Here is a 21,436-nt window from a genome sequence, read left to right on the forward strand (position 1 = left end):
TTCAGCACGGAGGGCTCGATGATGTTCGAGTTGCGCGTGCTTGATGGGCGGCATCAGGGAGCGGCGCTGCCCTTGTTCGGGGAGCAGTGGAGCATCGGTGCCCACGCCGATGCTGACCTGGTGCTGAATGACCCTGGCATCGCCGAGCAGCATGCCCGGTTGCGGCTTGTCGACTCGAACTGGTCGGTGCAGGCTGAGGCCGGGTTGTTGCAGGATGCCGATGGTCAGGTGCTGGCGCAAATTGCGCACCTGGGGCTGAACGTAACGTTTTCGGTGGGGAACGTGCGGTTGTGCGTCACCTTGGCCGATGAGCCCTGGCCCCAGGCCCCAGCCCCCGCACCGGCTGTGTCGCCACGGGTCAGTGAACCGGTGCCGGTGCTTAAGTTGTCGGCCATCTCCCAGGCGCAGCAGAAGCGCCTGATCACGCTGGTGCTGGTGGTGACGGTGATCTTCATCGTGGTGGGCATGGCGTCCACCGGGAAGCCTGAGGCTCAGGCATCCCTGATGCCGCCTGTGGTGCAGAAGCACGAATTGGCCTCGCCGTTTGAGGTCCGCCAGCAGCTGTTGAAGATGCTCGGTGAACGTGAATTGAGCCAGCGTGTCAGCTTGCAAGTGGTCAATGGCCAGGTCGCGCTCAATGGGGATGTCTCACAGGATGATGTGGAACTGGTCGCGCGCATGCTCAGCCGTTTTGGCGAGCAGTTCGACAGCGCGGTCCCGGTGATCAGCCGTGTGCGCGTACGCGATGGGACGTTGCCGTTCAAGATTGTGCAGATCGTGGGCGGGCCGAATGGACACGTGGTCCTGGAGGAGGGCAGCCGACTGTTTGTCGGGGATGAAGTCGACGGCCTGCGCCTGGTGCTGATCGACAACAGCAAGGTGGTGTTCGATGGCGAACAGCGCTATGAGGTGCGCTGGTGAGTGCGGAAATGCAAGCACGGCTGGAGGCCTGGCAACAGCGTCAAGTCCAGTCGCTGGCCACCTTCGCGCCGGTGACGATGCGAGGGCGCATCCAGCGCGTCAATGGCATGTTGCTCCAGTGTCGGCTGCCCCAGGCGCGTATCGGTGACTTGTGCAGGGTCGAGAAAAAGCCGGGCGACTACATGCTGGCCGAGATCATCGGTTTTGATCAGCAGGACGCGGTACTCAGCGCCCTGGGCAATCTGGAGGGGGTGCAGGTGGGCGCTGGCGTGGAGCGTCTTGGCGTCGCGCATCGGGTTCAGGTCAGCGAGGCATTGCTGGGGCAAGTGCTGGATGGTCTCGGGCGGCCGATCACGGGAGAAGGCCCCGGTGCGTTTGTCGAGGCCGATTTGCCTGACACCAGTGCGGTGTTGTGTGAGGCGCCGCTGCCCACTGAGCGCCCGCGCATCAACCGCGCGCTGGCCACCGGCGTGCGGTCGATCGATGGCCTGCTGACGTTGGGTGAAGGCCAGCGCGTGGGCCTGTTCGCCGGCGCCGGGTGCGGCAAGACCACCCTGCTGGCGGAGATCGCCCGTAACGTGGACTGCGATGTCATCGTGTTCGGCCTGATCGGCGAACGGGGCCGCGAGCTGCGTGAGTTTCTCGATCATGAACTCGATGAACAGCTGCGTTCCAAAGCCGTATTGGTGTGCGCTACGTCCGACCGATCCAGTATGGAGCGAGCCCGCGCGGCCTTCACCGCGACGGCACTGGCTGAAGGTTATCGGCGCAAGGGGCTGCGTGTGTTGTTGCTGATCGACTCCCTGACCCGGTTTGCCAGGGCCCAGCGCGAAATCGGTTTGGCCGCCGGCGAACCTCTCGGTCGCGGCGGTCTGCCGCCATCGGTATACAGCCTGCTGCCGCGTCTTGTGGAGCGCGCTGGGTTGACCCGTGCGGGGGTAATCACGGCGATCTATACGGTGCTGATCGAGCAGGATTCCATGAACGATCCGGTGGCCGATGAAGTCCGCTCGCTGCTCGACGGTCATATCGTGCTGTCTCGCAAGTTGGCCGAGCGTGGGCACTATCCCGCAGTGGATGTGCTGGCGAGTCTGTCGCGGATCCTGAGCAACGTGGCCGAGCCTGCGGATATTCAGGCGGGTACGGCGTTGCGACGCTTGTTGTCGGCCTATCAACAGATCGAACTGATGCTCAAGCTGGGGGAATACCAGCCCGGCAGCGATGCCTTGACCGACCTGGCGGTGGACAGTCGCCAGGCTGTGGATAATTTCTTGCGCCAGGACTTGCGTGAGCCTGCGCCGATGACGGCGACGCTGGAGCAACTCAAGGAGCTGACCGCCTATGTCCCATTCTGATGGTCTGCTTGGCGAAGTCGAGACGCTGCGGCGCCTGCGTCGGCACCGGGCAGATCGGGCCGAGCGAGCCTTGCGCGAGGCGAAGCGCGCCCAGCAGGCCCTGCTTGCCACTATCCGGCAGGCCGAGGAGGCACTTGAACAGACTCGGCGCGATGAAGCCGAACGCAGTGCCCAACTGCTCAGCCAGCACCAAGGCCAGGTATTGAACCTGCAGGCGCTGAAGTCCTGGGGGGCGCAGGAGCGTTCCTTGTCTGCCGTTACGCGGCGAGGCATGGGGCAGTTGGAAGCCTTGCAGGGCCAGCAGGAAGAAAAGCAGACCTGCGTCGGCCGAGCCCAGAAGCAGGTCACCGTCTGCCTGCGGCAGGTGGAAAAACTTCAGGAGTTATCTCTTTTACTGGCGCAGGAGCCGACATGACCCAGGTTTCAGATAAGCCCGCCGAGCGGCCCCGTCCGCGTGACGCGCGAGAAGAGCGAGAGCCGGGAATGGCGGGTGTCGTTCCTGCGGAGCTAACGCGATTGTTTTCCCAATTGTGGGCTGATGACGGTGAGGGCTCTGGGGCGGGTACCCCGCTAGCACGAACCCGGACGTCGGGTGGCCCGGCGATGATCGAGGCGCTGGCCGAGCAACTGGCGCCGCGCATGCAGGCTGCCTCGCAGTGGCCGCTTCAGGCAGTCCTGTACTTGCCCCGCCTGGGGCGGATCAACGCCAGTGTGCGCCGAGAACAGGGCGCCTGGAATGTCGAGCTGGATGCGGAAGAGAAGGCGACGGTGCGCTGGCTCAGCGGTGTGCGGCAACAGTGTGAGGACCGGTTCGCGGCGACGCTGGGACAGCCGGTCAGCCTGTTTCTGCCCAATGTCAGTTGCGCATGATCGTGCCACTGCTCGCATTGCCGTTGATCAAGGGCGACTCGGTCGCCGCTCGGCGTCGACTGGGGCGTGGCTTGTGCCTGCCGTTCCAAGTGGCAGGGCGCAACGGTCAGTTGCTGCTCGAACCTGGCCGCGCGCCCGCGGGTGGCGAAGCTCTTTGCTTCGAAACGGTGTGCGGCGTGCTGGCGCTCGCCGAAGCCGGGCCGTTGCTCAGCCTGCTGGGGGAATGTCCGGTGGTCTTGGCGCCGTCCGGCAACGACCCGGAGTCCTGGTTCTGGCCGCTGTTCCAGCTCCACTTGAGTCCGCAGGTGAAGGCCCTGCTGGGCTATGTGCGATTGCTGGAGAGTGCTCGACCCAAGGCGTTCGGCTGTCGAATCAGCGTGATCCTGGGGACAACCCGGGTCGAGGGGTATTTGTGGCTGGCCCCGGAGAGCTTTCTAGCGCTATGCGATGCCGGACCTTGGCGCGCCATCGCCAGGCCGATGCCAGCGTCGTTTCGGTTAGCGATTGCGGTGGTCCTTGGGCGTCTGCAGTTACCGATCGCGCAAGCACGCAACCTGCGTGTAGGCGATGTGCTGGTCTTTGAACAGGCCTGTTTTCTAGTCCAGGGCAGCGGCTACGTGCAGGCGGGTACACGGCGATTGCATGGGCGCATTGACGATGACAGCGGGCCGTTGTGCCTGACCCTTACTTCAATCGAGGACACGTCTATGGACGAAGATTTCATCGCCCCCCATTACGCCGGGCATGAAGAGGATGAACCCGTGATGGACGTATTCGGCCACGAACCGTTCGATGAGCTGAGCATGGCGCTGAACGTACGTTGTGGCACGTTGAACCTTACCCTGGGCGAATTGCGTAACCTTGCGCCTGGCGCGGTGCTCGGCATCGGCGGTTATGCGCCGGGCATGGCTGGCTTGTATTATGGCGACCGGCCGATTGGCCAGGGTCAATTGGTCGAAATAGACGGGCGCCTAGGGTTGCAGTTGTCACGCGTGATGTTCGGTCGATGACATTCCAGGGGATCGATCCCCTCATCCTGGCGCTGTTTGTGGGGGCGTTGGCGTTGATGCCAATGCTGCTGATCATTTGCACATCGTTCTTGAAGATTGTCATCGTGCTGATGATCACCCGCAACGCTATCGGTGTGCAGCAGGTGCCGCCGAGCATGGCCGTCAATGGCATCGCGTTGGCCGCCACGCTGTTTATCATGGCACCGGTCGGTTACGAGATCGCCGAGGGCATCAAGGCCTCGCCCGTGGACACAAGCAGCGTGACCAATTTTTTGCAGACGGGACGTGAGGCTATCCAACCATTGCGTGCATTCATGCTGCGCAACGTGGACCCGGATGTACTGACCCATCTGCTGGAAAATACCGCGCGCCTGTGGCCGGCGAAAATGGCACAGGAGGTCCAGCGCGAAGACTTGATCCTGCTGGTCCCGGCCTTTGTCCTGTCGCAACTGCAGGCGGGGTTCGAGATCGGCTTTCTGATCTACATCCCCTTCATTGTCATTGACCTGATTGTCTCCAACCTGCTGCTGGCACTGGGCATGCAAATGGTCTCGCCAATGACCATTTCCCTGCCGCTCAAACTGCTGTTGTTCGTGATGGTGTCCGGTTGGTCGCGCCTGCTCGACAGCTTGTTCCTCTCCTATCTCTGAGTGGCCTATGGAACCGATCGTGCTGTTCAAACAGGGCATGTTGCTGGTGGTGGTGCTGACGGCGCCGCCGCTGATGGTGGCGGTGGTGGTGGGGGTGCTGACGTCGTTGGTGCAGGCGCTGATGCAGATACAGGACCAGACTCTGCCCTTTGGTATCAAGTTGGTGGCGGTGGGTGTCACGCTGATCATGACCGGGCGCTGGATCGGCGTTGAGTTGATCCAGCTGATCAACCTGACCTTCGAAATGATCGGCCGCTCGGCCCTGAATTGAGGTATCGCCCGTGCTGCTGTATCTCGAGTTCGTGCCCAGCCTGCTCATCGGCATGGCGCGTATTTATCCCTGTGGCATCTTGGTCGCGGCGTTCTGTTTTCAACATATACGTGGCAGGTTGCGGGTCACCATCGTGATGGTCATGGCACTGCTGCCCGCACCGGGTATTCATGCAGCGTTGGAGGGACATGACTACTCGGCGCTGATATTGGCTGCGCTGGTGCTCAAGGAAGTGGCCCTGGGATTATTGCTGGGGGTACTGCTGTCGATGCCGTTCTGGATGTTCGAGGGAGTGGGGGCGTTGCTGGATAACCAACGCGGCGCATTGGCCGGCGGTCAGCTCAATCCTTCACTGGGGCCGGATGCCACGCCGATGGGGCATCTGTTCAAGCAATTGGCGATTTTCCTGCTGATGACTACCTTGGGGTTGGGCGCGTTGACCCAGGTGATCTGGGACAGTTACCTGATCTGGCCTCCCACCGTCTGGTTCCCGCTGCCGGCAGAGAATGGGATGAGCCTGTTTATCGACTTGCTGGGCGATACCTTCACGCACATGCTGCTCTATGCCGCTCCTTTTATCGCGGTGTTGCTGTTGTTGGAGTTCGGCATCGCGTTGCTGGGGGTCTACAGTCAGCAATTGCAGGTCAGTACGCTGGCGCCACCGGTCAAAAGCCTCGCGGGTATCGGTATTCTGCTGCTCTACTTTGCGTTGCTGCAGGACTTGATCGTCGGACGCATGGGTTCGCTGGGTGACCTCAAACACGTACTGGGACAGTTGATCAAGGTCGCGGTCCCATGAGTGATTCCGGCGAAAAAAAGCATCCGGCGTCAGCCAAGAAACTGCGTGACCAACGCAAGAAAGGCCAGGTCGCCCAAAGCCAGGATGTTGCAAAGCTGCTGGCATTGACAGCCATCAGTGAAATCGCCTTATTCACCGCTGAAACCAGCCTGCAACGCTTCCAGCAATTGATGTTGTTGCCGATATCACGTTTGAATCAGCCCTTCACGCGTGCACTGGAAGAGGTGCTGTTCGACGGGCTGGGAGTGTTCTTCTCCTTTGCTCTGTTGATGGTCGGGGTCGCGATTACCACCAAGCTGATCAGCAGTTGGATGCAGTTCGGGCTGCTGTTTGCGCCGGAGGCCCTGAAGATGGATTTCAATCGCCTCAATCCCGTCAGCCAGGTCAAGCAAATGTTCTCAGCCCAACAGTTGATGAACCTGTTGATGAGCGTGACGAAAGCCTTCCTTATCGGTTTGATTCTGTATGTGGTAATCCGGCCCTCGGTGGGCACGTTGATCAACCTGGCCACCAGTGACCTGCAGAGCTACATCGTGGCGTTGATCGCGCTGTTCCGTCATCTGCTGCATGTGTGCTTTGGCATGCTGCTGGTGCTGGCGCTGGTCGATCTGATCCTGTCCAAGCACTTTTTTGCCAAGCGCATGCGCATGACTCAAGTGGAGGTCGTCAAAGAGTACAAGGACATGGAGGGTGACCCTCATGTGAAGGGGCAGCGCCGTTCGTTGGCGTACCAGTTGGCCCAGGAAGAACCGAAGGTCAAGCTGCCCAAGCTGGAGGAGTCCGACATGCTGGTGGTCAACCCGACGCACTTTGCTGTCGCCTTGTATTACCGGCCGGGTAAGACACCGCTGCCGATGTTGGTGAGTAAAGGCACGGACGATGAAGCCCGCAAATTGATCCGCCGTGCCAAGGCGGCCGACGTGCCGGTAATCCAATGTGTATGGTTGGCTCGCACGCTTTACACGAAAAAATTGGGCGCGAGCATCCCTCGGGAAACCTTGCAGGCCGTGGCGCTGATTTACCGAACCTTGCGCGAGCTCGATGATGAGGCCAAGCGCGAAACCCTGGAGCTTCCCGAGCTTGAGCGGCGCTGATCACCTGTCCAAGGCTTGCAGAGTGGCCAGCGACAGCATCCGACTGAGGATTCTGTCGAGAGCGTTGGCGGTTGCCGGCAGCGCGTGCCATATCACCAGGGCGTGCTGGGGATCGAGGTAGATAAAGCAGCCCTCGAACACCAGCGCTTGTTCAAAGCGTCGCTCTAGCACTTGTTGCAATTGCCCAGCCTGCAGGGCCTCGCGCGCAATGCACAAGGCCACCCCAGGGCGCTGGCCAGCGTGCTGTGCGCAGACCTTGATACCGGGCGCCAGGGGCAGGTGAGCAGCAGCGCCACTCACCAGGTTGTCGAAAAATACCTGCCGTGGGGCGCCGGGCATATTCGGGGAACTCATCGTTCCAATGACACCGTCTGGTAGTCCGCCCGCTCACCGGAGGGGGCGGGCTCGACGCGCATCTGCGGCGGCCACCAGATCACCATCTTGTCCTTGCTCGATTGCGGGCGTGAGCACGAATCACCTTTGCACGTGGGCGTACAGCCGGTGAAGAGTATCGCTGCGCCAATCAGGATGACGCACAACAGTCGGTTTTTCATGGCGTGGCCTTCTGAGCTGGAGTGATCATGGAGGGGCGGGGCACGCTGAGGTGTTCATCTCTCACTACCGGGCGCATGGCGATGAATACTTCGGCTTCTTCACCCGGCTTGAGCCAGGCACGTGGCCACACGGTGACTGCCAGGGTCTGCGAGTTGCTGCATTCCTTTTCATCGATACGCACATTGCGTTTGAACTGGTTGCGCAACACCACCACCGCCACGTTGTATTCCGGGCCGGCGTACCACTGACTGCGGTCGGTGTTCAGCGCCAGCAAATCACGGGTGCTGCACAAGGTGTTCAGCGCCAGAGGCATCGGTGCCGCGCTGAAAGCCTTGGGGACTTCTCCACTGACCAAGCGCGCCAGCGTGGTGATGATGTCACTGCGTTTGATCACCGGCTGATGCGGTGAGTAGCGCCTGGCCAGTGGTGCAAGGGCGGCTTGCAACTCGGCCTGGTCGTCTTGTGGCAAGTAGCGCGACGGGTCGTCCTGGTCCCCGATGACGCGGGGTGTCAGGATAAACAAACGCTCACGGCGATTGTTGTGGCGTTCTGTCGAAGAGAACAGCGCCTTGCCCAGTAACGGAATATCCCCCAGCAGCGGGATTTTCTTTTGCTGGTCGGAACTGTCAGTGACATGAAAGCCGCCAACCACCAGCGAGCGCTTTTCCTGCATCACGGCCTGCGTGCTGACCTTGCCCCGGCGCACATCAGGGTGATTGGGGTCTCTGTCGGGATTGGTCTCGTCGAAATTACCGTCTTCTATATCGACCGCCAAATGGATCTGGTGAACACCACGTCCGGTCGTTACCCGAGGAACCACCTGAAGGCTGGTGCCTACGGTGACGGGCAGAATGGTTGCGTAATCTCTGCCGGGGGTGATGTATTGGGTACGGTTGAAGTCGATCACCGCTGGTTGGTTTTCCAGGGTGAGCACCGAGGGGTTCGAAACCATGGTAGCCAGCCCCTTGGCTTCCAGCGCGCGGATATCGGCGTAGAAACGGTCGCGGTTATCAATCGACAGCTGTGAGGAGGTGCCGGGCGCCATGTTGACGCCACCGCGGAAGCGGCTGTTCTGGAAACCCCAGTTCACCCCGAATTCACGCAATTGCGTACGTTCGATATCGAGAATGATCGCATCGATTTCGATCAACTTGCGCGCGACGTCGAGCTGGGTGATCAATTCGCGGTACATGGTTTGGCGTTCCGGCAAATCATAGATCAGCACGGCGTTATTGCGTACGTCGGCTTCGACTCGGATTCGGCTCGTGGATACCGGGGCCCGTGAGGTCAATGCAGGCATGGGAGCCATTTGACCTGTGGTGCCATTGGCGTCGAGCATTTGGCTCAGCAACGGATTGCCCAGCCGCGGCACATTGGGCGTAAGCGGCGCTGGCTGGGAGGCCGGACGTTGGGTCAAGCCTGTGAGCGCAGACGGGGAACGCGGTTCCAAAAGCCCTCGCAAGATGTTGGCGACGCCGGGAACGACGAGCTTTTCGCCGCGGTAATCCACTTGGCGGTCCGCCGCATTGGCGAACTTCAACGGGTAACTCAGTACGCTCTGTTTTTCATCCGGTGACCGGCGTTGGCTGCTGAATTGCTTGATCTGTTCGATATAGCGCTTGGGGCCGGAGACGAGCACGACACCGTCTTCCGGTAACTCACCCCAACCGAAACGGCTATCGAGCAGTCCGATATCGGTCAGCGCCTGCTTGAGGTCGGAAATCGTCTCTGACGAGACCTCCAGGCGCGCGGACTCCTGCTGGTCCAGCGTGCTGATGAACAGCGTGTTGTTGTAGAGAAACCACTGAAAACGATGCTCAACCCCGAGTCTGTCCAACAGTGACTGTGGGGTATTCGCGCGAATCTTGCCGTTGACGTCGCCTTCCAGCAGGCCTTCGATTTGCAGTTGCGTGCCGAATGTCTGGGCGAAGTCTTCGAGTACTTCCCGCAGCGGTTTGTGGTCGGCCTCATAGGCGTAGGCGGTGTTTTTCCATTCGGGGGGTATCGCGGCAAGGGCGTTGTGCGCCGGGGACAGCAAACAGGCGAGCGCTACCAGACTTGACCAGTTGAAACGTCTGGATGAAGTTTCACGCGAGTTAATGCGCAAGTCGCTGCGCTTGCAGATCGTGTTATGCATAGGTGTTTCCCTGTTTAGTGCAACAACGAACGTAGCCAGGTAGGTTTGAGTTGATGGATGGGTTTGTTCAGGCGCGCGACGGTGGCGCGCCAGGTATCGCGTTGGTTGAGCAGGCTCTCGATGCAGTGCAGCAGATGCTGTTCGTCGTGTGGGTTAGGCACGCAATGGATCAGCCAGAGGTCACCGCTGTCTGGTGACAGAGCGAGCGCACCTTGAAAGTGGGCCAGGCTGACGGCGCCCAGACGCATCCAGCTCACCAGCATTGATTCATTCCGGGAGTGTCGGGCCAGTTGAACGCTAAGCAGCAGGGTTCCCGAACAGTGACGCAGTACAACCGCTTCATCGTTCTCGAACAGCGTTAATTCCCCGGTGCCGTTCCTCAGGTATTCAGAAAACAGTTCTTTCAATTTACGGCACGCTATCCAGGCAGGACTTCAGTAGCATGTGCTTCACTCGGTTTTGCTCTTGGTAGACGTATTCGGAGGTGCGGTGTCGCTGTAAAAGATTGAAAAACAGCCCGATGTCTTCCTCCGAACCAGAGTTGTTTTCTGCTGCGTAGTTGTATTCCCTTTTAGTATGTCTGGCGTCGCTTAGAAGCCTGTCTTTGAAGCCGTCTAAATATTTCATAGAGGTATTCCATGAGGGGGTGTACCTCTTCTTGGTTTTTATTTCGAAATAGTTCCAGTTGTATTAAATTATTTTTAGGAACGCGTCTGCCTGCTTCTATCGTGCGAAAGGGGGGGATCCTGTCTGACGAGAGCACTGATCAAGGCTGTCCAGTCAATACGAAAGTCGCCCTCTTCGGTATTCAATATGAGGTTTTGAGGTTCAATCGTATTTTCCGCGCGCAACGTCCAGCAATTACCGCTGTCACTGTCTAGGCATTGCCTGACTGTCTCAAGCTCATGTGGGTTGCATAAAAGCGTTGCCTTAATTGCAGGCACATGGCACGCCAGCAGTTGCCTGATCAGAGCCTTAATACGTTGGGGGGCGGGTGTTTCTTCAAGTAGAAGGGAGATAGCCTGGTTGGCAATTGAGGTTGCGTATTGCTCGAGGTTGTCACACAAGGCTTGGCGCTCGGCTTCCCAGCGTTTGAGCTGTGCATCGGCACGTTGCCATATTTCCAGACTCGCTTTTTCCAGAAGCTGCTCACGTTGTTCATTGGCCTCCTGTAGTAACTGTCTGGCTCCCGCTTTTGCCTGCTCAACCACATTGTCGGCTTGGGTGTAACTTGCCAGGGTTTCGCAGGAGAGAAGGCTCCCCGGGAGCGCACGTGTTCCGCCAGGCGAGTTGATGATGCGGCGACATAACATCGTTATTCTCCATGCTCCCATGAATCAACAGGATTGCGGGTGCCATCCATGGCGCCAATACGCCACACGACAGCATGCCAGAGCGTATCAAGGCGGCTGTGCGAACCCTTGAGCGCCAATGGCATTTGCTCTAGATCAAGTACACGGTGGCGAGGAAAGCGCAGGCGGATTCGTTGCCAGGTCGCCGGAGGAATCCAGGCGCGTAGCAATTGCAATGGGTCGTTATCAGGCTGCACGATATCAAGTGGCAGAGCCTTGGATAGGCTGTTACACCACAGGTGATGATGCTCATCCAATGCTGTCGCATAGGCCGGGCGGCAAATGCCCTCAATCAACCCAATCGCCAGATCAAGTTGCTCCGCAGAAGCAGTCGCCAGTTGAATTAATGCAGGGTCAGGCATCGGAGGTAGGCATGGAGCAATACCGAAATGTGTCCCCGTAGCCACCTGCCCGCTGCGATGGAGTTGTATAAGTGCCGCGTAGTTATCGATGCTTTTCCAGTCTTCATGCGCATATAACCAGGGGGCGGCCCACCATTGGGCCCAGGCGAGATTACTCATTGCTGGAATGAGCAGTCATGCTGGAAGACACTTCATGTGTTTGAGCGCGCACGTCAGGCGTCGGCATAACTCGTTGCTTTCGCTTTTGCCAGAACATACCTCCCGATACCATGAACACCACTGCGAGCAGCGAAACAGTCACACAGATTCTCCAGAAACCGAGGTCATCTTCGGGAACCAGGAACGGCCCGAAGTAAGCCAAACGCTGTTGCTCCAGATAAGCTGTCGCCGGCACGAACACGACGGTCAATTTCTGCGAGTTGTCGACCGCTGTGGCCATGCCCGGTAAGCTGCTAGCAACCATCCTGCGAACACGCGCCCTGATGCTGTCTGGGTCAAGCCTAGGATCATGTTTGATGAACACTGACGCAGAGGCAGGTTGCACAGGCTCTCCAGGCGCGACGCGCTCAGGCAATACCACATGGACCCGGGCGACGATAACGCCGTCAATGTTCGATAAAGTTGTTTCAAGTTCTTGAGACAATGCATAGATATAGCGCGCTCTTTCTTCCAGCGGCGTTGAGATCACACCTTCTTTACGAAAGGTGTTACCCAGCGTAGTGCGTGCTGCCCGAGGGAGCCCTACGGCCTCCAGCGTTCGTACCGCACGCGCAATCTCGGTGGCGTTGACAACAACGATAACGCCATCTTTTGCCGGAACTTTAGTGGCGCGGATATGTTTGTCAGCCAGCTCCGCTACTACCTCGTTAGCCTCTTGCTCAGTTAGCTGACGATGAAGCTCGACCCGTTCACTACAGGCCTGCAGCAGGAGAGAGAGACATATAACCAATACAAACGGTAGCAGGTGATTCATTTTAACCTACTGAAGACTGCTGATTTTATCAATGCATTGTGCGGTTTTACCGACGGATTTTGACAGCATCTGCTGAAGTAGGAGCGCGTCGGAAAGTTGGCCCGGATATTTTCGAGCTTCATCCAGCTTATTCGGGCTGCTCAAGGCACGCAGGCTTCTAGTCATACGGTCCGTCACAGAACTTAGCTTGCCTGCTGCCTCGGAAAGTAAGTTTTGCGTAACGGTGCTACCCGTGGCGTGTTTCGAAAATGATGAAGCGGTTACGGCGGCGTTAAAAAAGTCAATATCCGTACTCAAGTCCGTTAATTTATGGTCTGTGAGGGACTCGGATAGAGAGTTGCGTTCAGTCTGCTTAATAATGCCTATCATAGTAGGATCCTGTAACGTCGAAACTAACGTTGAGGGGGCTTATCTCCGTGTTTGCTTAAAAAGCCTTCCCCGCCGGGGCCGTAGGAAGGCTTTTGTAAGTTGAAGCTATTAAACGTTGAGTTTGTCGGATGCTGCCTTGATACCCGAGGTATTTTGGTTTTCTGCACCCTTAAATGCGTTTTTTACACCATCTGCGCGTTTTTTTGCTTCTGCAGCTTCCAAGCCTTGGTCAGCATCTTGAGCAGACATTTGGCCACCGCCGTAGCCGCCCGAATAAGGTGAGTAGGATGATCCGCTAGGAATAGCCATAGTGTTCTCCGTAATTAATATGTGTAAGTGAAACAGCACGCCTTAAGAAAAAACTCTCCATCCGTAGTGCCGTTCCATCAATTATGTGGTTCAAGAAATGTATGCGTTCCACGCATCGCTGGAGGCTATGTTTCAATAAATGTATTGGTTTGTTTCCGGTGCGCTCAACCCAGTGACACTCCCAAGTGCTTTATGCGGTGATACAGGGTTCTTTTGGGAACGCCCAGTTCGGTTGCCGCACTGTCCACACAATGGCTATTTTGGCGCAGGCACTCTTCAATCAACGATTTTTCCATCTGATGCATGCGCGCCTTCAGGCCCATCTCTATTTCCTGTCGGGTGATCACGGTTGCTGAAAGCGGAGGCAGGCCCAATACAAAGCGCTTCGCCGTAGATCGAAGCTCGCGGACATTGCCCTTCCAGGGGTGGCACAGCAACTGCTGCAACAATTGGCTATCGGGAGGGGGAGGGTAGGCGAGTTTGAAATGATCAGCTTCTTGCTGAATCATGTGGAGGAACATAGGGATTATTCGCGCTCGTCGATCCCGCAAGGCTGGAAGGTGAATGCTGACGACATTCAAGCGGAAGTAGAGATCGCGTCGAAAAGTGCCTTGTTCGACCATCTCGTGCAAGACGCGTTGGGCAGATGCGATCACGCGCATATCCACCGGGATAAATCGGGTCGAGCCCAGACGCTCGACTCCACGGGATTCCAGCACGCGTAACAGCTTGGCTTGTAGCGTCAGTGGCATGCTATCGATTTCATCGAGGTATAAGGTGCCCAGATGGGCTGCTTCAACGAATCCAGCCCGGGACTGCATGGCCCCCGTATAGGCGCCGCTGTTTACGCCGAACAGCTGGCTCTCGGCAAGACTTTCCGGAATGGCGGCGCAGTTGACGGCAACGAAGTTTCCCTTACGCTGGGATAGGTAATGAATATGTTGTGCCAACGTATCTTTACCCGTCCCTGTTTCTCCCAATAGCAGAATATCTATATCCAAAGCGGCTGTGTTTTTTATAGTCGTTTCGATGCTCGGGCAATCAGAGAAAGTTATATCTTCTATAAGACTATTCTGATTGAGCGTCGACATATTATTTTGCTCCAGTGCGGTGGCCGCATGATGAGGGCTATCTCCATATGAACGCAGTTAAACAGGATTTTTTTATGTTGTCATGAACTGGCCAGAGCGATGGATGACGTGAAAGTTATACGTTTCAGCGAATAAAAAAGTTTCAAGTCTTGATGGGCGAGTTTCGCCATTTCAGGTGTAGGGAAAGTCTTAACGTTGCAAGGAAATATTCTAAAGAGGTGTTTTTGCAATGAGGCTTTTTATCGGGTGTCTTGCGTTTCGCTTTTAAAATTTATGAGCAAATGTATCACGTCATGACGTTTTTAATTTTTTCGTTAGCGAAATTCAAACGCCCACAAAAAAGCCGATGCAATGCATCGGCTTTTTATTCGCGGTATAAACCGCAGGTAACGCTTACACGTTGAAGCGGAAGTGCATCACATCGCCATCTTTTACGATGTATTCCTTGCCTTCCAAGCGCCACTTGCCCGCTTCCTTGGCACCGGCTTCACCCTTGAACTGAATGAAGTCGTTGTAGGCGATTACCTCGGCACGGATAAAACCTTTTTCGAAGTCGGTATGGATCACACCGGCAGCCTGCGGTGCGGTAGCACCGACCTTGACGGTCCAGGCGCGAACTTCTTCGACACCGGCGGTGAAGTAGGTCTGCAGGTTGAGCATCTCGTAGCCGGCGCGGATTACGCGGTTCAGGCCAGGCTCTTCCAGGCCCAGGGCCTCAAGGAACATGTCTTTTTCTTCGCCGTCGTCGAGTTCGGCTATTTCTGCTTCGATCTTGTTGCACACCGGAACAACGATGGCGCCTTCTTCGTCGGCAATGGCCTTGACCACATCAAGCAGTGGGTTGTTCTCGAAGCCATCTTCGGCGACGTTGGCAATGTACATCACTGGCTTGGTGGTCAGCAGGTGGAAGCCTTTGATTACGGCCTTCTCGTCAGCGCCCATGGTCTTCATCAGGCTGCGTGCCGGCTTGCCCAGGGTGAAGTGCGCGATCAACTGCTCCAGCAGGCCTTTCTGGACTACGGCGTCCTTGTCACCACCCTTGGCGTTGCGCGCGACTTTCTGCAGTTGCTTCTCGCAGCTGTCGAGGTCGGCAAAGATCAGTTCCAGGTCGATGATCTCGATGTCGCGTTTCGGGTCGACGCTGTTGGAGACGTGAATCACGTTCTCGTCTTCAAAGCAGCGGACCACGTGGGCGATGGCATCGGTTTCACGGATGTTGGCCAGGAACTTGTTGCCCAGGCCTTCACCTTTCGACGCGCCTGCGACCAGGCCGGCGATGTCGACGAATTCCATGGTGGTCGGCAGGATGCGCTTTGGATTGACGATGGCCGCCAGGGCGTCCAGGCGTGGATCCGGCATCGGCACGATACCGCTGTTGGGCTCGATGGTGCAGAAGGGGAAGTTCTCCGCTGCAATACCGGACTTGGTCAGGGCGTTGAACAGGGTGGATTTGCCGACGTTGGGCAAGCCGACGATGCCGCAATTGAATCCCATGGTGTTTCCCCTCGGTAAGAGTCAGGCCTTCTGGCTGTGCAGGTTTTTCATCGCGCGGTTCCATTCACCGGCGAAGATATCCGGCAGCACGCCGAGGGCAAAGTCGATGCTGGCATCGAGTTTTTCCTGTTCGGCGCGTGGCGCACGACCCAGGACGAAATTTGAAACCATACTGGCAACGCCTGGGTGGCCAATGCCGAGCCGCAGGCGGTAGAAATTATTCTGATTACCCAGCTGCGCGATGATGTCGCGCAGGCCGTTGTGCCCGCCGTGCCCACCGCCGAGCTTGAGCTTGGCGACACCGGGCGGCAGGTCCAATTCGTCATGGGCCACCAGGATTTCCTCGGGTTTGATCCGGAAGAACCCCGCAAGCGCCGCGACAGCCTGGCCGCTGCGGTTCATGTAGGTGGTGGGAATCAGCAGACGAACATCCTGACCCTGGTGCGAGAAGCGCCCGGTCAGGCCAAAATATTTGCGATCGGCCACCAGGTTCACACCTTGGGCGTGGGCGATGCGCTCAACAAAAAGGGCCCCCGCGTTATGCCGGGTCTGTTCGTATTCGGCGCCTGGATTTCCCAGGCCAACGATCAGTTTAATGGCAGTCACGACAGGGGCCCTTCCTTTGGAGTTGTGGATAACATCGCCGCAACCTGTGTGCGGCGAAAGTGGACGACAGAAGCTATTTACTCAAGAGTAAACGCCGCGTTATCGCCCGCTTTCTCGCTACGTTTCGGTCCGCGATGTTTCCTCAAGCTCCGGCAATACAGAGTGAATTACTCTGCAGCGCCTTCTTCAGCTTCTGGAGCAACGCGTGGAGCGTGAACGTTGGCAACAGCTTTGTCATCACCGTGAGCCAGTGCGACAAACTCAACGCCTTTAGGGGCTTTGAGGTCGGACAGGTGAACGATTGCGCCGACTTCCAGAGCCGACAGGTCGACTTCGATGAACTCAGGCAGGTCTTTCGGCAGGCAGGTCACTTCGATTTCGTTCAGGACGTGCGAGATCTCGCCGCCTTTCTTGACCGGAGCTTCTTCGCCAACAAAGTGCACAGGCACGATAGCGGTCAGTTTCTGGCCAGCTACAACGCGAACGAAGTCAGCGTGCATGATGAACTGCTTGGACGGGTGACGCTGCATCGCTTTAACGATGACGTTCTGCTTGGCGCCGTCGACGTTCAGTTCGATAACGTGGCTGTAGGCAGCTTCGTTTTCGAACAGCTTGGCGATTTCCTTGGCCAGGATGGTCACGGATTCAGCAGGCTTGTTGCCACCGTATACAACGGCTGGGATGTTGGCGGCGTGACGCAGGCGGCGGCTCGCACCTTTCCCCAGGTCAGTACGCGCTTGAGCGTTCAGAGTAAAGTCAGTCATTTTGTATCTCCAAAATAGCCATCATCGAGGGGCGTTTGCGACCAGCGCCGTACTCGACATGGGCAAAAAAGCCCCGCCCCAACAGAATGTCAGGGCGGGGCGCTTTTCGTCAGTGGGATGTGCCGAAGGTTTGACCCTTAGCGGAACATCGCGCTGATCGATTCTTCATTGCTGATGCGGCGGACCGCCTCGGCAACGACCGGTGCGATATCCAGTTGACGGATACGCGCACAGGCTTGAGCTGCGGCGGACAACGGGATGGTGTTAGTCACCACCAGTTCGTCCAACACGGAGTTCTCGATGTTCTCGATCGCTCGGCCCGACAGCACAGGGTGTGTGCAGTAGGCGAAGACTTTAGCCGCACCGTGCTCTTTCAAGGCTTTCGCCGCGTGGCACAGGGTGCCGGCGGTGTCGACCATGTCATCAACCAGAATACAGGTACGCCCTTCGACATCACCGATGATATGCATCACTTCAGAGTGATTGGCTTTCTCGCGGCGTTTGTCGATGATCCCGAGGTCCACGCCCAGGGATTTGGCAACAGCCCGTGCACGCACGACGCCACCAATGTCCGGGGACACGATCATCAGGTTTTCAAAGCGCTGGTCTTCGATGTCATCCACCAATACTGGGGAGCCGTAGATGTTATCTACCGGAATATCGAAGAACCCCTGGATTTGGTCAGCGTGCAGGTCAACCGTGAGCACACGGTCGATACCTACCACGGTGAGCATGTCAGCAACGACTTTCGCGCTGATAGCCACACGTGCGGAACGCGGACGGCGATCCTGACGGGCATAACCAAAGTAAGGGATTACAGCTGTGATTCGAGTCGCTGAGGAGCGGCGGAAGGCATCAGCCATCACGACGAGTTCCATCAGGTTATCGTTGGTCGGAGCGCAAGTCGGCTGAATAATGAAGACGTCTTTACCGCGGACGTTTTCATTGATCTCGGCTGTAATTTCGCCGTCGGAAAACTTACCGACAGAGATGTCACCGAGAGGGATATGCAGCTGACGTACGACACGTCGAGCCAGATCGGGGTTAGCATTCCCCGTAAAGACCATCATCTTGGACACGCGCAGTACCTAGAGGCTGAGGGTAACCTGGATGAGTATAGAAATGGCAGGGGCGGCTGGATTCGAACCAACGCATGGCAGGATCAAAACCTGCTGCCTTACCGCTTGGCGACGCCCCTGTATCTGTTGCAACGAGTGCCTAACACTCGGTTCCTTTAGAGCAGACTTTGCAGCTTGCGATGCAACATCGAAACGTTGCTTCCCTTTGCTACAAACCCTGTAAGGGTCTCTGTAAGAAGGGCCGAGACTTTATCAGCTTCAGCTTTGCTTGGGAAGCCCCCAAACACACAACTTCCAGTTCCGGTTAATTTTGCTTCGGTAAATTTACCTAGCAAATTCAAAGCGTTACGTACTTCTGGATAACGCCTTGCTACAACCGGTAAGCAGTCATTTCGACTGTTTCCCTTGGGAACGGGGCGCACTTTAATGGGAGGAGAGTTACGTGTCAACAGTGGATCTGAAAAAATTTCTGCTGTACTTACAGATACTTGCGGAACAAGCACGACATACCACGGCTCTTCGGGGTATTCGGGGGTGAGTTTTTCCCCTACGCCCTCGGCGAAAGCCGCGTGCCCACGCACGAAAACCGGGACGTCGGCGCCCAGCGTCAGGCCCAGCGCTGCCAGGCGATCATCGTCCCAGCCCAGTTGCCATAAATGATTCAGACCCAGCAATGTGGTGGCGGCATTCGAGCTGCCGCCACCGATTCCACCGCCCATGGGCAAAATTTTATCGATCCAGATATCGATGCCGAGCCGGCAACCGGATTGCTCCTGAAGTTTTTTCGCCGCCTTCACGATCAAGTTGCTGTCGTGAGGGACGCCTTCGAATTCGGTATGCAGCTTGATCACGCCATCGTCGCGCACGGCGAAGGTCAGTTCATCGCCGTAGTCGAGAAATTGAAACAGTGTCTGCAACTCGTGATAGCCGTCTTTGCGGCGACCGAGAATGTGCAGCATCAGATTGAGCTTGGCCGGGGAGGGCAGGGTCAATGTTTGTCCGGTCACGTTATTGCCCCAGCTTGCGCGGTTGCCAGTCCTTGATCACCAGCGTGACGTCAAGGTCGGTGCCGTGCAGCTTGATGCGCTCGGGCAGCCAATAGCCGCTTTGTTCCACATAGCTCAAATACTCCACCTGCCAGCCATCTTGTTCCAGCGTTGCCAGGCGGCTGTCGCCATTGAGGCTCAGGCGACTCTTGCTGTCAGGCGCGGGCAGACCGCGTACCCACCAGACCAGGTGAGACACCGGCAGCTTCCAGCCAATCTGTTCTTCCAGCAGCGCTTCCGGCGAGGTCGCTTCATAACGCCCCTGGTTGGCCACCTCGAGGCTGACTTGCCCCGGTCGACCCGTCAGGCGCGCCGCGCCACGTCCCAGCGGGCCGGACAGGCGAATATCGTAGTAATCCTGGCGTTGCAGCCAGAACAAGGTGCCGCTGCCGGAGTCCTTCGGCGCGCGAACCCCCACTTTGCCTTCGATCTGCCAGCCATCGATGCTGCTGAGCTGGTCCTTGTGCTGTTTCCACTGCGCCGGGTTGCCCTGGCCTTCAACGGATTCACGGGCGCCGAAACCCGCGCAACCGGCGAGCAGGGCGATAAAGCTGAAAACAACAATGTGGCGCAAGAACATAAGCTTAAAGGGTCTCGGATCCGGTCAGGCGTTTGATGGTGCCGCGCAGGATGGGGCTTTCGGGTTGTTCCTTGAGGAATTTTTCCCAGATCTGGCGGGCTTCGCGTTGTTTGCCATTGGCCCACAGCACTTCGCCCAGGTGAGCGGCGACTTCCTGATCGGGGAAGCGCTCCAGCGCCTGGCGCAGCAGGCGTTCGGCTTCGTCCAGGTTGCCCAGGCGGTAATTCACCCAGCCCAGGCTGTCGAGCACGGCCGGGTCTTCCGGGTTGAGCTTGTGAGCCTGTTCGATCAACACCTTGGCTTCGGCGTAACGCGTGGTGCGATCGGACAGCGTGTAGCCCAGCGCGTTGAGGGCCATGGCATTGTCCGGGTCGCGTTTGATGATCAGGCGCAGGTCTTTTTCCATCTGTGCCAGGTCATTGCGTTTTTCCGCCTGCATGGCGCGGGTATACAGCAGGTTCAAATCGTCGGGGAATTGCAACAAGGCTTGTTGCAGCAGTTTCCAGGCGCGCTCGCTCTGATTGTTGGCCGACAAGGTCTCGGCCTGGATCAGGTACAGCTGGATCGCATAGTCCGGCTCGGCATCGCGCGCAGCCGCCAGGCGCTTTTCCGCCTCGTCGGTGCGGCCGTTGCTCATCAGGATGTCGGCCTGGCGCAACTGGGCCGGGAGGTAGTCATTGCCGGGGCCGACTTGGGCGTATTCGAGCAGGGCAGCCTGCGGGTCGTTGCGCTCCTCGGCGATACGGCCGAGGTTCAGGTGCGCCGAGTCCACATGGCTTTCGCGCTGGATCAGCTCTTCCAGATAACCCTTGGCCTCGTCCCAGGCCTTGGCTTCCAGGCACACCAGTGCCAGGGAGTAGCGCAGTTCGTCATCGTCCGGGTATTGCTGGACCAGGCTGGCGAACTGCACTTTGGCGTCCTCCATGCGGTCCTGCTCTACCAGCATGCGCGCATAGGTCAGGCGCAGGCGCTTGTCTTCGGGATACTTCTTGATGCTTTTTTCCAGCAACGGAATCGCTTCCTTGCCGCGATTGAGGTTCTGCAGCAGGCGCGCGCGCAACAGGATCGGGGCGATTTCGCCTTCTTCCGGCGGATTCTGCTCCAGAAGTTTCAGCGCCGCGTCGGCTTCGTCATCCTGTTGCAGCAGCAAGGCCTTGCCGAAAATCAGCTGGCTGTTCTTCGGGTGTTTTTGCAGCAGGCGGTCGAAGCTCTTCATCAGGCCATCGCGCGTGTCCTGGTCAGTGTCGGCCGCCGACAGCGCGAGGAAGTCGAAATGGGTATCGCCCTTGCCCTGCAGCACCTTCTCCATATAGATCATGGAGTCGTCATAGCGCCCGGCGCGTGCCAGTTGAACGGCTGCCGCCCGCTGGGCTTCCAGATCGTCCGGTGCGTTTTTCGCCCAGATCAACGACGTATCCAGCGCAGCCTGGTCGGCACCCAAGTACTCGGCGATGCGGAACGCGCGCTCGGAAATCCCCGGATCCTGGGTGTTGATGGCCTGGGTCACGTAGTTATCCAGCGCAATATCGAAACGATTGCGCTGGCCGGCCAGCTCCGCGCTCAGCAGGCTGAACACCGTTTCTTCACTGAACGAGGAATAAACCTTAGGCTTTTCAGGGGCGGGGGTGCTGTCTTCCACCGGCGGCGTACCGTCCGGCGACACGGGTGCCATGGCCTGGCAGCCGCTGAGGAAGACAAAAGCAAGGAGCAACGCGGAAGATCTATTCATATAGGAAGAGGACGACTAAC

At 57.8% G+C, this 21,436-nt stretch carries 27 protein-coding genes and 1 tRNA gene; 9 read left to right on the plus strand and 19 right to left on the minus strand.

Annotated features, from left to right (window positions below):
* The first annotated feature begins 21 nt into the window (after window positions 1-21).
* From BMZ57_RS06145 to sctU, 9 genes are all read left to right on the plus strand, one after another.
* On the plus strand, window positions 22-921 hold the full coding sequence (locus BMZ57_RS06145; protein WP_031290790.1) for an FHA domain-containing protein: 900 nt from the start codon (window positions 22-24) through the stop codon (window positions 919-921).
* 8 nt (window positions 922-929) lie between these two features.
* Window positions 930-2,276, plus strand: a complete 1,347-nt coding sequence (locus BMZ57_RS06150) for a FliI/YscN family ATPase (RefSeq protein ID WP_217628733.1) — start codon at window positions 930-932, stop codon at window positions 2,274-2,276.
* The gene (gene sctO, locus BMZ57_RS06155; protein WP_069673374.1) at window positions 2,263-2,691 is read left to right on the plus strand and encodes a type III secretion system stalk subunit SctO; all 429 of its coding nucleotides are present in this window, start codon (window positions 2,263-2,265) and stop codon (window positions 2,689-2,691) included. The genes BMZ57_RS06150 and sctO overlap by 14 nt, the downstream gene beginning before the upstream one ends.
* A 188-nt stretch (window positions 2,692-2,879) precedes the next feature.
* Complete coding sequence (locus tag BMZ57_RS30045; RefSeq protein WP_010213343.1) at window positions 2,880-3,146, plus strand: type III secretion system HrpP C-terminal domain-containing protein; 267 nt, start codon at window positions 2,880-2,882, stop codon at window positions 3,144-3,146.
* Window positions 3,143-4,156: a FliM/FliN family flagellar motor switch protein gene (locus BMZ57_RS06165; RefSeq protein WP_044286608.1), complete on the plus strand. Its 1,014-nt coding sequence runs from the start codon at window positions 3,143-3,145 to the stop codon at window positions 4,154-4,156. Before BMZ57_RS30045 ends, BMZ57_RS06165 begins: the two co-directional genes overlap by 4 nt.
* Window positions 4,153-4,806: a type III secretion system export apparatus subunit SctR gene (sctR, locus tag BMZ57_RS06170; protein ID WP_021491941.1), complete on the plus strand. Its 654-nt coding sequence runs from the start codon at window positions 4,153-4,155 to the stop codon at window positions 4,804-4,806. Before BMZ57_RS06165 ends, sctR begins: the two co-directional genes overlap by 4 nt.
* A 7-nt stretch (window positions 4,807-4,813) precedes the next feature.
* A complete protein-coding gene (gene sctS / locus BMZ57_RS06175) occupies window positions 4,814-5,077 on the plus strand; it encodes a type III secretion system export apparatus subunit SctS (RefSeq protein WP_010213339.1) in 264 nt (87 codons plus the stop codon).
* Window positions 5,078-5,087: 10 nt separating this feature from the next.
* Window positions 5,088-5,876, plus strand: coding sequence for a type III secretion system export apparatus subunit SctT (gene sctT / locus BMZ57_RS06180; protein ID WP_044286609.1), 789 nt, complete (start codon window positions 5,088-5,090; stop codon window positions 5,874-5,876).
* A complete protein-coding gene (gene sctU, locus BMZ57_RS06185) occupies window positions 5,873-6,970 on the plus strand; it encodes a type III secretion system export apparatus subunit SctU (RefSeq protein ID WP_042571039.1) in 1,098 nt (365 codons plus the stop codon). Before sctT ends, sctU begins: the two co-directional genes overlap by 4 nt.
* On the opposite strand, the gene BMZ57_RS06190 is transcribed toward sctU, so the two are convergent.
* The 19 genes from BMZ57_RS06190 to BMZ57_RS06275 all read right to left on the minus strand — a co-directional run bounded on the left by BMZ57_RS06190 (window position 6,971) and on the right by BMZ57_RS06275 (window position 21,416).
* On the minus strand, window positions 6,971-7,309 hold the full coding sequence (locus BMZ57_RS06190; RefSeq protein WP_021491940.1) for a hypothetical protein: 339 nt from the start codon (window positions 7,307-7,309) through the stop codon (window positions 6,971-6,973). It abuts the gene before it with no gap.
* A gap of 11 nt (window positions 7,310-7,320) precedes the next feature.
* Complete coding sequence (hrpT, locus tag BMZ57_RS06195; RefSeq protein WP_010213331.1) at window positions 7,321-7,524, minus strand: HrpT family type III secretion system protein; 204 nt, start codon at window positions 7,522-7,524, stop codon at window positions 7,321-7,323.
* Window positions 7,521-9,662: a type III secretion system outer membrane ring subunit SctC gene (sctC, locus tag BMZ57_RS06200; RefSeq protein ID WP_010213330.1), complete on the minus strand. Its 2,142-nt coding sequence runs from the start codon at window positions 9,660-9,662 to the stop codon at window positions 7,521-7,523. Before sctC ends, hrpT begins: the two co-directional genes overlap by 4 nt.
* Window positions 9,663-9,676: 14 nt before the next feature.
* Window positions 9,677-10,069 carry a CesT family type III secretion system chaperone gene (locus tag BMZ57_RS30330; RefSeq protein WP_029529247.1) on the minus strand — a complete coding sequence of 131 codons (393 nt, stop codon included), beginning with the start codon at window positions 10,067-10,069 and terminating at the stop codon, window positions 9,677-9,679.
* 1 nt (window position 10,070) lies between these two features.
* On the minus strand, window positions 10,071-10,289 hold the full coding sequence (locus tag BMZ57_RS06210) for a hypothetical protein (protein ID WP_010213328.1): 219 nt from the start codon (window positions 10,287-10,289) through the stop codon (window positions 10,071-10,073).
* Between the two features lie 74 nt (window positions 10,290-10,363).
* Complete coding sequence (gene sctL / locus BMZ57_RS06215) at window positions 10,364-10,975, minus strand: type III secretion system stator protein SctL (RefSeq protein ID WP_021491937.1); 612 nt, start codon at window positions 10,973-10,975, stop codon at window positions 10,364-10,366.
* A 2-nt stretch (window positions 10,976-10,977) separates the two neighbouring features.
* Entirely contained in the window at window positions 10,978-11,535 is a 558-nt protein-coding gene (locus BMZ57_RS06220) for a hypothetical protein (RefSeq protein WP_010213326.1), read from the minus strand.
* Window positions 11,528-12,349, minus strand: a complete 822-nt coding sequence (gene sctJ / locus BMZ57_RS06225; protein WP_010213325.1) for a type III secretion system inner membrane ring lipoprotein SctJ — start codon at window positions 12,347-12,349, stop codon at window positions 11,528-11,530. The genes BMZ57_RS06220 and sctJ overlap by 8 nt, the downstream gene beginning before the upstream one ends.
* Window positions 12,350-12,355: 6 nt before the next feature.
* Entirely contained in the window at window positions 12,356-12,718 is a 363-nt protein-coding gene (locus BMZ57_RS29735) for a hypothetical protein (RefSeq protein ID WP_021491935.1), read from the minus strand.
* 108 nt (window positions 12,719-12,826) lie between these two features.
* Window positions 12,827-13,027 (minus strand): hypothetical protein, encoded by a 201-nt coding sequence (locus tag BMZ57_RS29100; RefSeq protein ID WP_137205936.1) that lies wholly within the window; start codon window positions 13,025-13,027, stop codon window positions 12,827-12,829.
* Window positions 13,028-13,191: 164 nt separating this feature from the next.
* Complete coding sequence (locus BMZ57_RS06235) at window positions 13,192-14,118, minus strand: sigma 54-interacting transcriptional regulator (protein ID WP_069673373.1); 927 nt, start codon at window positions 14,116-14,118, stop codon at window positions 13,192-13,194.
* 393 nt (window positions 14,119-14,511) lie between these two features.
* Window positions 14,512-15,612 carry a redox-regulated ATPase YchF gene (ychF, locus tag BMZ57_RS06240; protein WP_010213320.1) on the minus strand — a complete coding sequence of 367 codons (1,101 nt, stop codon included), beginning with the start codon at window positions 15,610-15,612 and terminating at the stop codon, window positions 14,512-14,514.
* A gap of 21 nt (window positions 15,613-15,633) precedes the next feature.
* Window positions 15,634-16,218, minus strand: a complete 585-nt coding sequence (pth, locus tag BMZ57_RS06245) for an aminoacyl-tRNA hydrolase (RefSeq protein WP_010213318.1) — start codon at window positions 16,216-16,218, stop codon at window positions 15,634-15,636.
* Between the two features lie 167 nt (window positions 16,219-16,385).
* Entirely contained in the window at window positions 16,386-16,982 is a 597-nt protein-coding gene (locus BMZ57_RS06250; protein ID WP_010213317.1) for a 50S ribosomal protein L25/general stress protein Ctc, read from the minus strand.
* 137 nt (window positions 16,983-17,119) lie between these two features.
* Window positions 17,120-18,061, minus strand: coding sequence for a ribose-phosphate pyrophosphokinase (locus tag BMZ57_RS06255; RefSeq protein WP_003171603.1), 942 nt, complete (start codon window positions 18,059-18,061; stop codon window positions 17,120-17,122).
* 44 nt (window positions 18,062-18,105) lie between these two features.
* Window positions 18,106-18,180, minus strand: a tRNA-Gln gene (locus tag BMZ57_RS06260).
* 36 nt (window positions 18,181-18,216) lie between these two features.
* Window positions 18,217-19,020, minus strand: a complete 804-nt coding sequence (gene ispE / locus BMZ57_RS06265) for a 4-(cytidine 5'-diphospho)-2-C-methyl-D-erythritol kinase (RefSeq protein WP_254668498.1) — start codon at window positions 19,018-19,020, stop codon at window positions 18,217-18,219.
* Window positions 19,021-19,069: 49 nt separating this feature from the next.
* On the minus strand, window positions 19,070-19,687 hold the full coding sequence (gene lolB, locus BMZ57_RS06270) for a lipoprotein insertase outer membrane protein LolB (RefSeq protein WP_069673371.1): 618 nt from the start codon (window positions 19,685-19,687) through the stop codon (window positions 19,070-19,072).
* A 4-nt stretch (window positions 19,688-19,691) separates the two neighbouring features.
* Window positions 19,692-21,416 (minus strand): tetratricopeptide repeat protein, encoded by a 1,725-nt coding sequence (locus tag BMZ57_RS06275; protein ID WP_010213313.1) that lies wholly within the window; start codon window positions 21,414-21,416, stop codon window positions 19,692-19,694.
* Between the last annotated feature and the right edge of the window lie 20 nt (window positions 21,417-21,436).

This window comes from Pseudomonas simiae (assembly GCF_900111895.1).
Lineage (GTDB): Bacteria > Pseudomonadota > Gammaproteobacteria > Pseudomonadales > Pseudomonadaceae > Aquipseudomonas > Aquipseudomonas simiae.

Coding starts and splice junctions, on each gene's coding strand:
- BMZ57_RS06145 (WP_031290790.1), top strand. CDS start 22: ATGTTCGAGTTGCGCGTGCTTGATGGGCGGCATCAGGGAGCGGCGCTG.
- BMZ57_RS06150 (WP_217628733.1), top strand. CDS start 930: ATGCAAGCACGGCTGGAGGCCTGGCAACAGCGTCAAGTCCAGTCGCTG.
- sctO (WP_069673374.1), top strand. CDS start 2,263: ATGTCCCATTCTGATGGTCTGCTTGGCGAAGTCGAGACGCTGCGGCGC.
- BMZ57_RS30045 (WP_010213343.1), top strand. CDS start 2,880: ATGATCGAGGCGCTGGCCGAGCAACTGGCGCCGCGCATGCAGGCTGCC.
- BMZ57_RS06165 (WP_044286608.1), top strand. CDS start 3,143: ATGATCGTGCCACTGCTCGCATTGCCGTTGATCAAGGGCGACTCGGTC.
- sctR (WP_021491941.1), top strand. CDS start 4,153: ATGACATTCCAGGGGATCGATCCCCTCATCCTGGCGCTGTTTGTGGGG.
- sctS (WP_010213339.1), top strand. CDS start 4,814: ATGGAACCGATCGTGCTGTTCAAACAGGGCATGTTGCTGGTGGTGGTG.
- sctU (WP_042571039.1), top strand. CDS start 5,873: ATGAGTGATTCCGGCGAAAAAAAGCATCCGGCGTCAGCCAAGAAACTG.
- BMZ57_RS06190 (WP_021491940.1), bottom strand. CDS start 7,309: ATGCCCGGCGCCCCACGGCAGGTATTTTTCGACAACCTGGTGAGTGGC.
- hrpT (WP_010213331.1), bottom strand. CDS start 7,524: ATGAAAAACCGACTGTTGTGCGTCATCCTGATTGGCGCAGCGATACTC.
- sctC (WP_010213330.1), bottom strand. CDS start 9,662: ATGCATAACACGATCTGCAAGCGCAGCGACTTGCGCATTAACTCGCGT.
- BMZ57_RS06210 (WP_010213328.1), bottom strand. CDS start 10,289: ATGAAATATTTAGACGGCTTCAAAGACAGGCTTCTAAGCGACGCCAGA.
- sctL (WP_021491937.1), bottom strand. CDS start 10,975: ATGTTATGTCGCCGCATCATCAACTCGCCTGGCGGAACACGTGCGCTC.
- BMZ57_RS06220 (WP_010213326.1), bottom strand. CDS start 11,535: ATGAGTAATCTCGCCTGGGCCCAATGGTGGGCCGCCCCCTGGTTATAT.
- sctJ (WP_010213325.1), bottom strand. CDS start 12,349: ATGAATCACCTGCTACCGTTTGTATTGGTTATATGTCTCTCTCTCCTG.
- BMZ57_RS29735 (WP_021491935.1), bottom strand. CDS start 12,718: ATGATAGGCATTATTAAGCAGACTGAACGCAACTCTCTATCCGAGTCC.
- BMZ57_RS29100 (WP_137205936.1), bottom strand. CDS start 13,027: ATGGCTATTCCTAGCGGATCATCCTACTCACCTTATTCGGGCGGCTAC.
- BMZ57_RS06235 (WP_069673373.1), bottom strand. CDS start 14,118: ATGTCGACGCTCAATCAGAATAGTCTTATAGAAGATATAACTTTCTCT.
- ychF (WP_010213320.1), bottom strand. CDS start 15,612: ATGGGATTCAATTGCGGCATCGTCGGCTTGCCCAACGTCGGCAAATCC.
- BMZ57_RS06250 (WP_010213317.1), bottom strand. CDS start 16,982: ATGACTGACTTTACTCTGAACGCTCAAGCGCGTACTGACCTGGGGAAA.
- ispE (WP_254668498.1), bottom strand. CDS start 19,020: ATGCTGCACATTCTCGGTCGCCGCAAAGACGGCTATCACGAGTTGCAG.
- lolB (WP_069673371.1), bottom strand. CDS start 19,687: ATGTTCTTGCGCCACATTGTTGTTTTCAGCTTTATCGCCCTGCTCGCC.
- BMZ57_RS06275 (WP_010213313.1), bottom strand. CDS start 21,416: ATGAATAGATCTTCCGCGTTGCTCCTTGCTTTTGTCTTCCTCAGCGGC.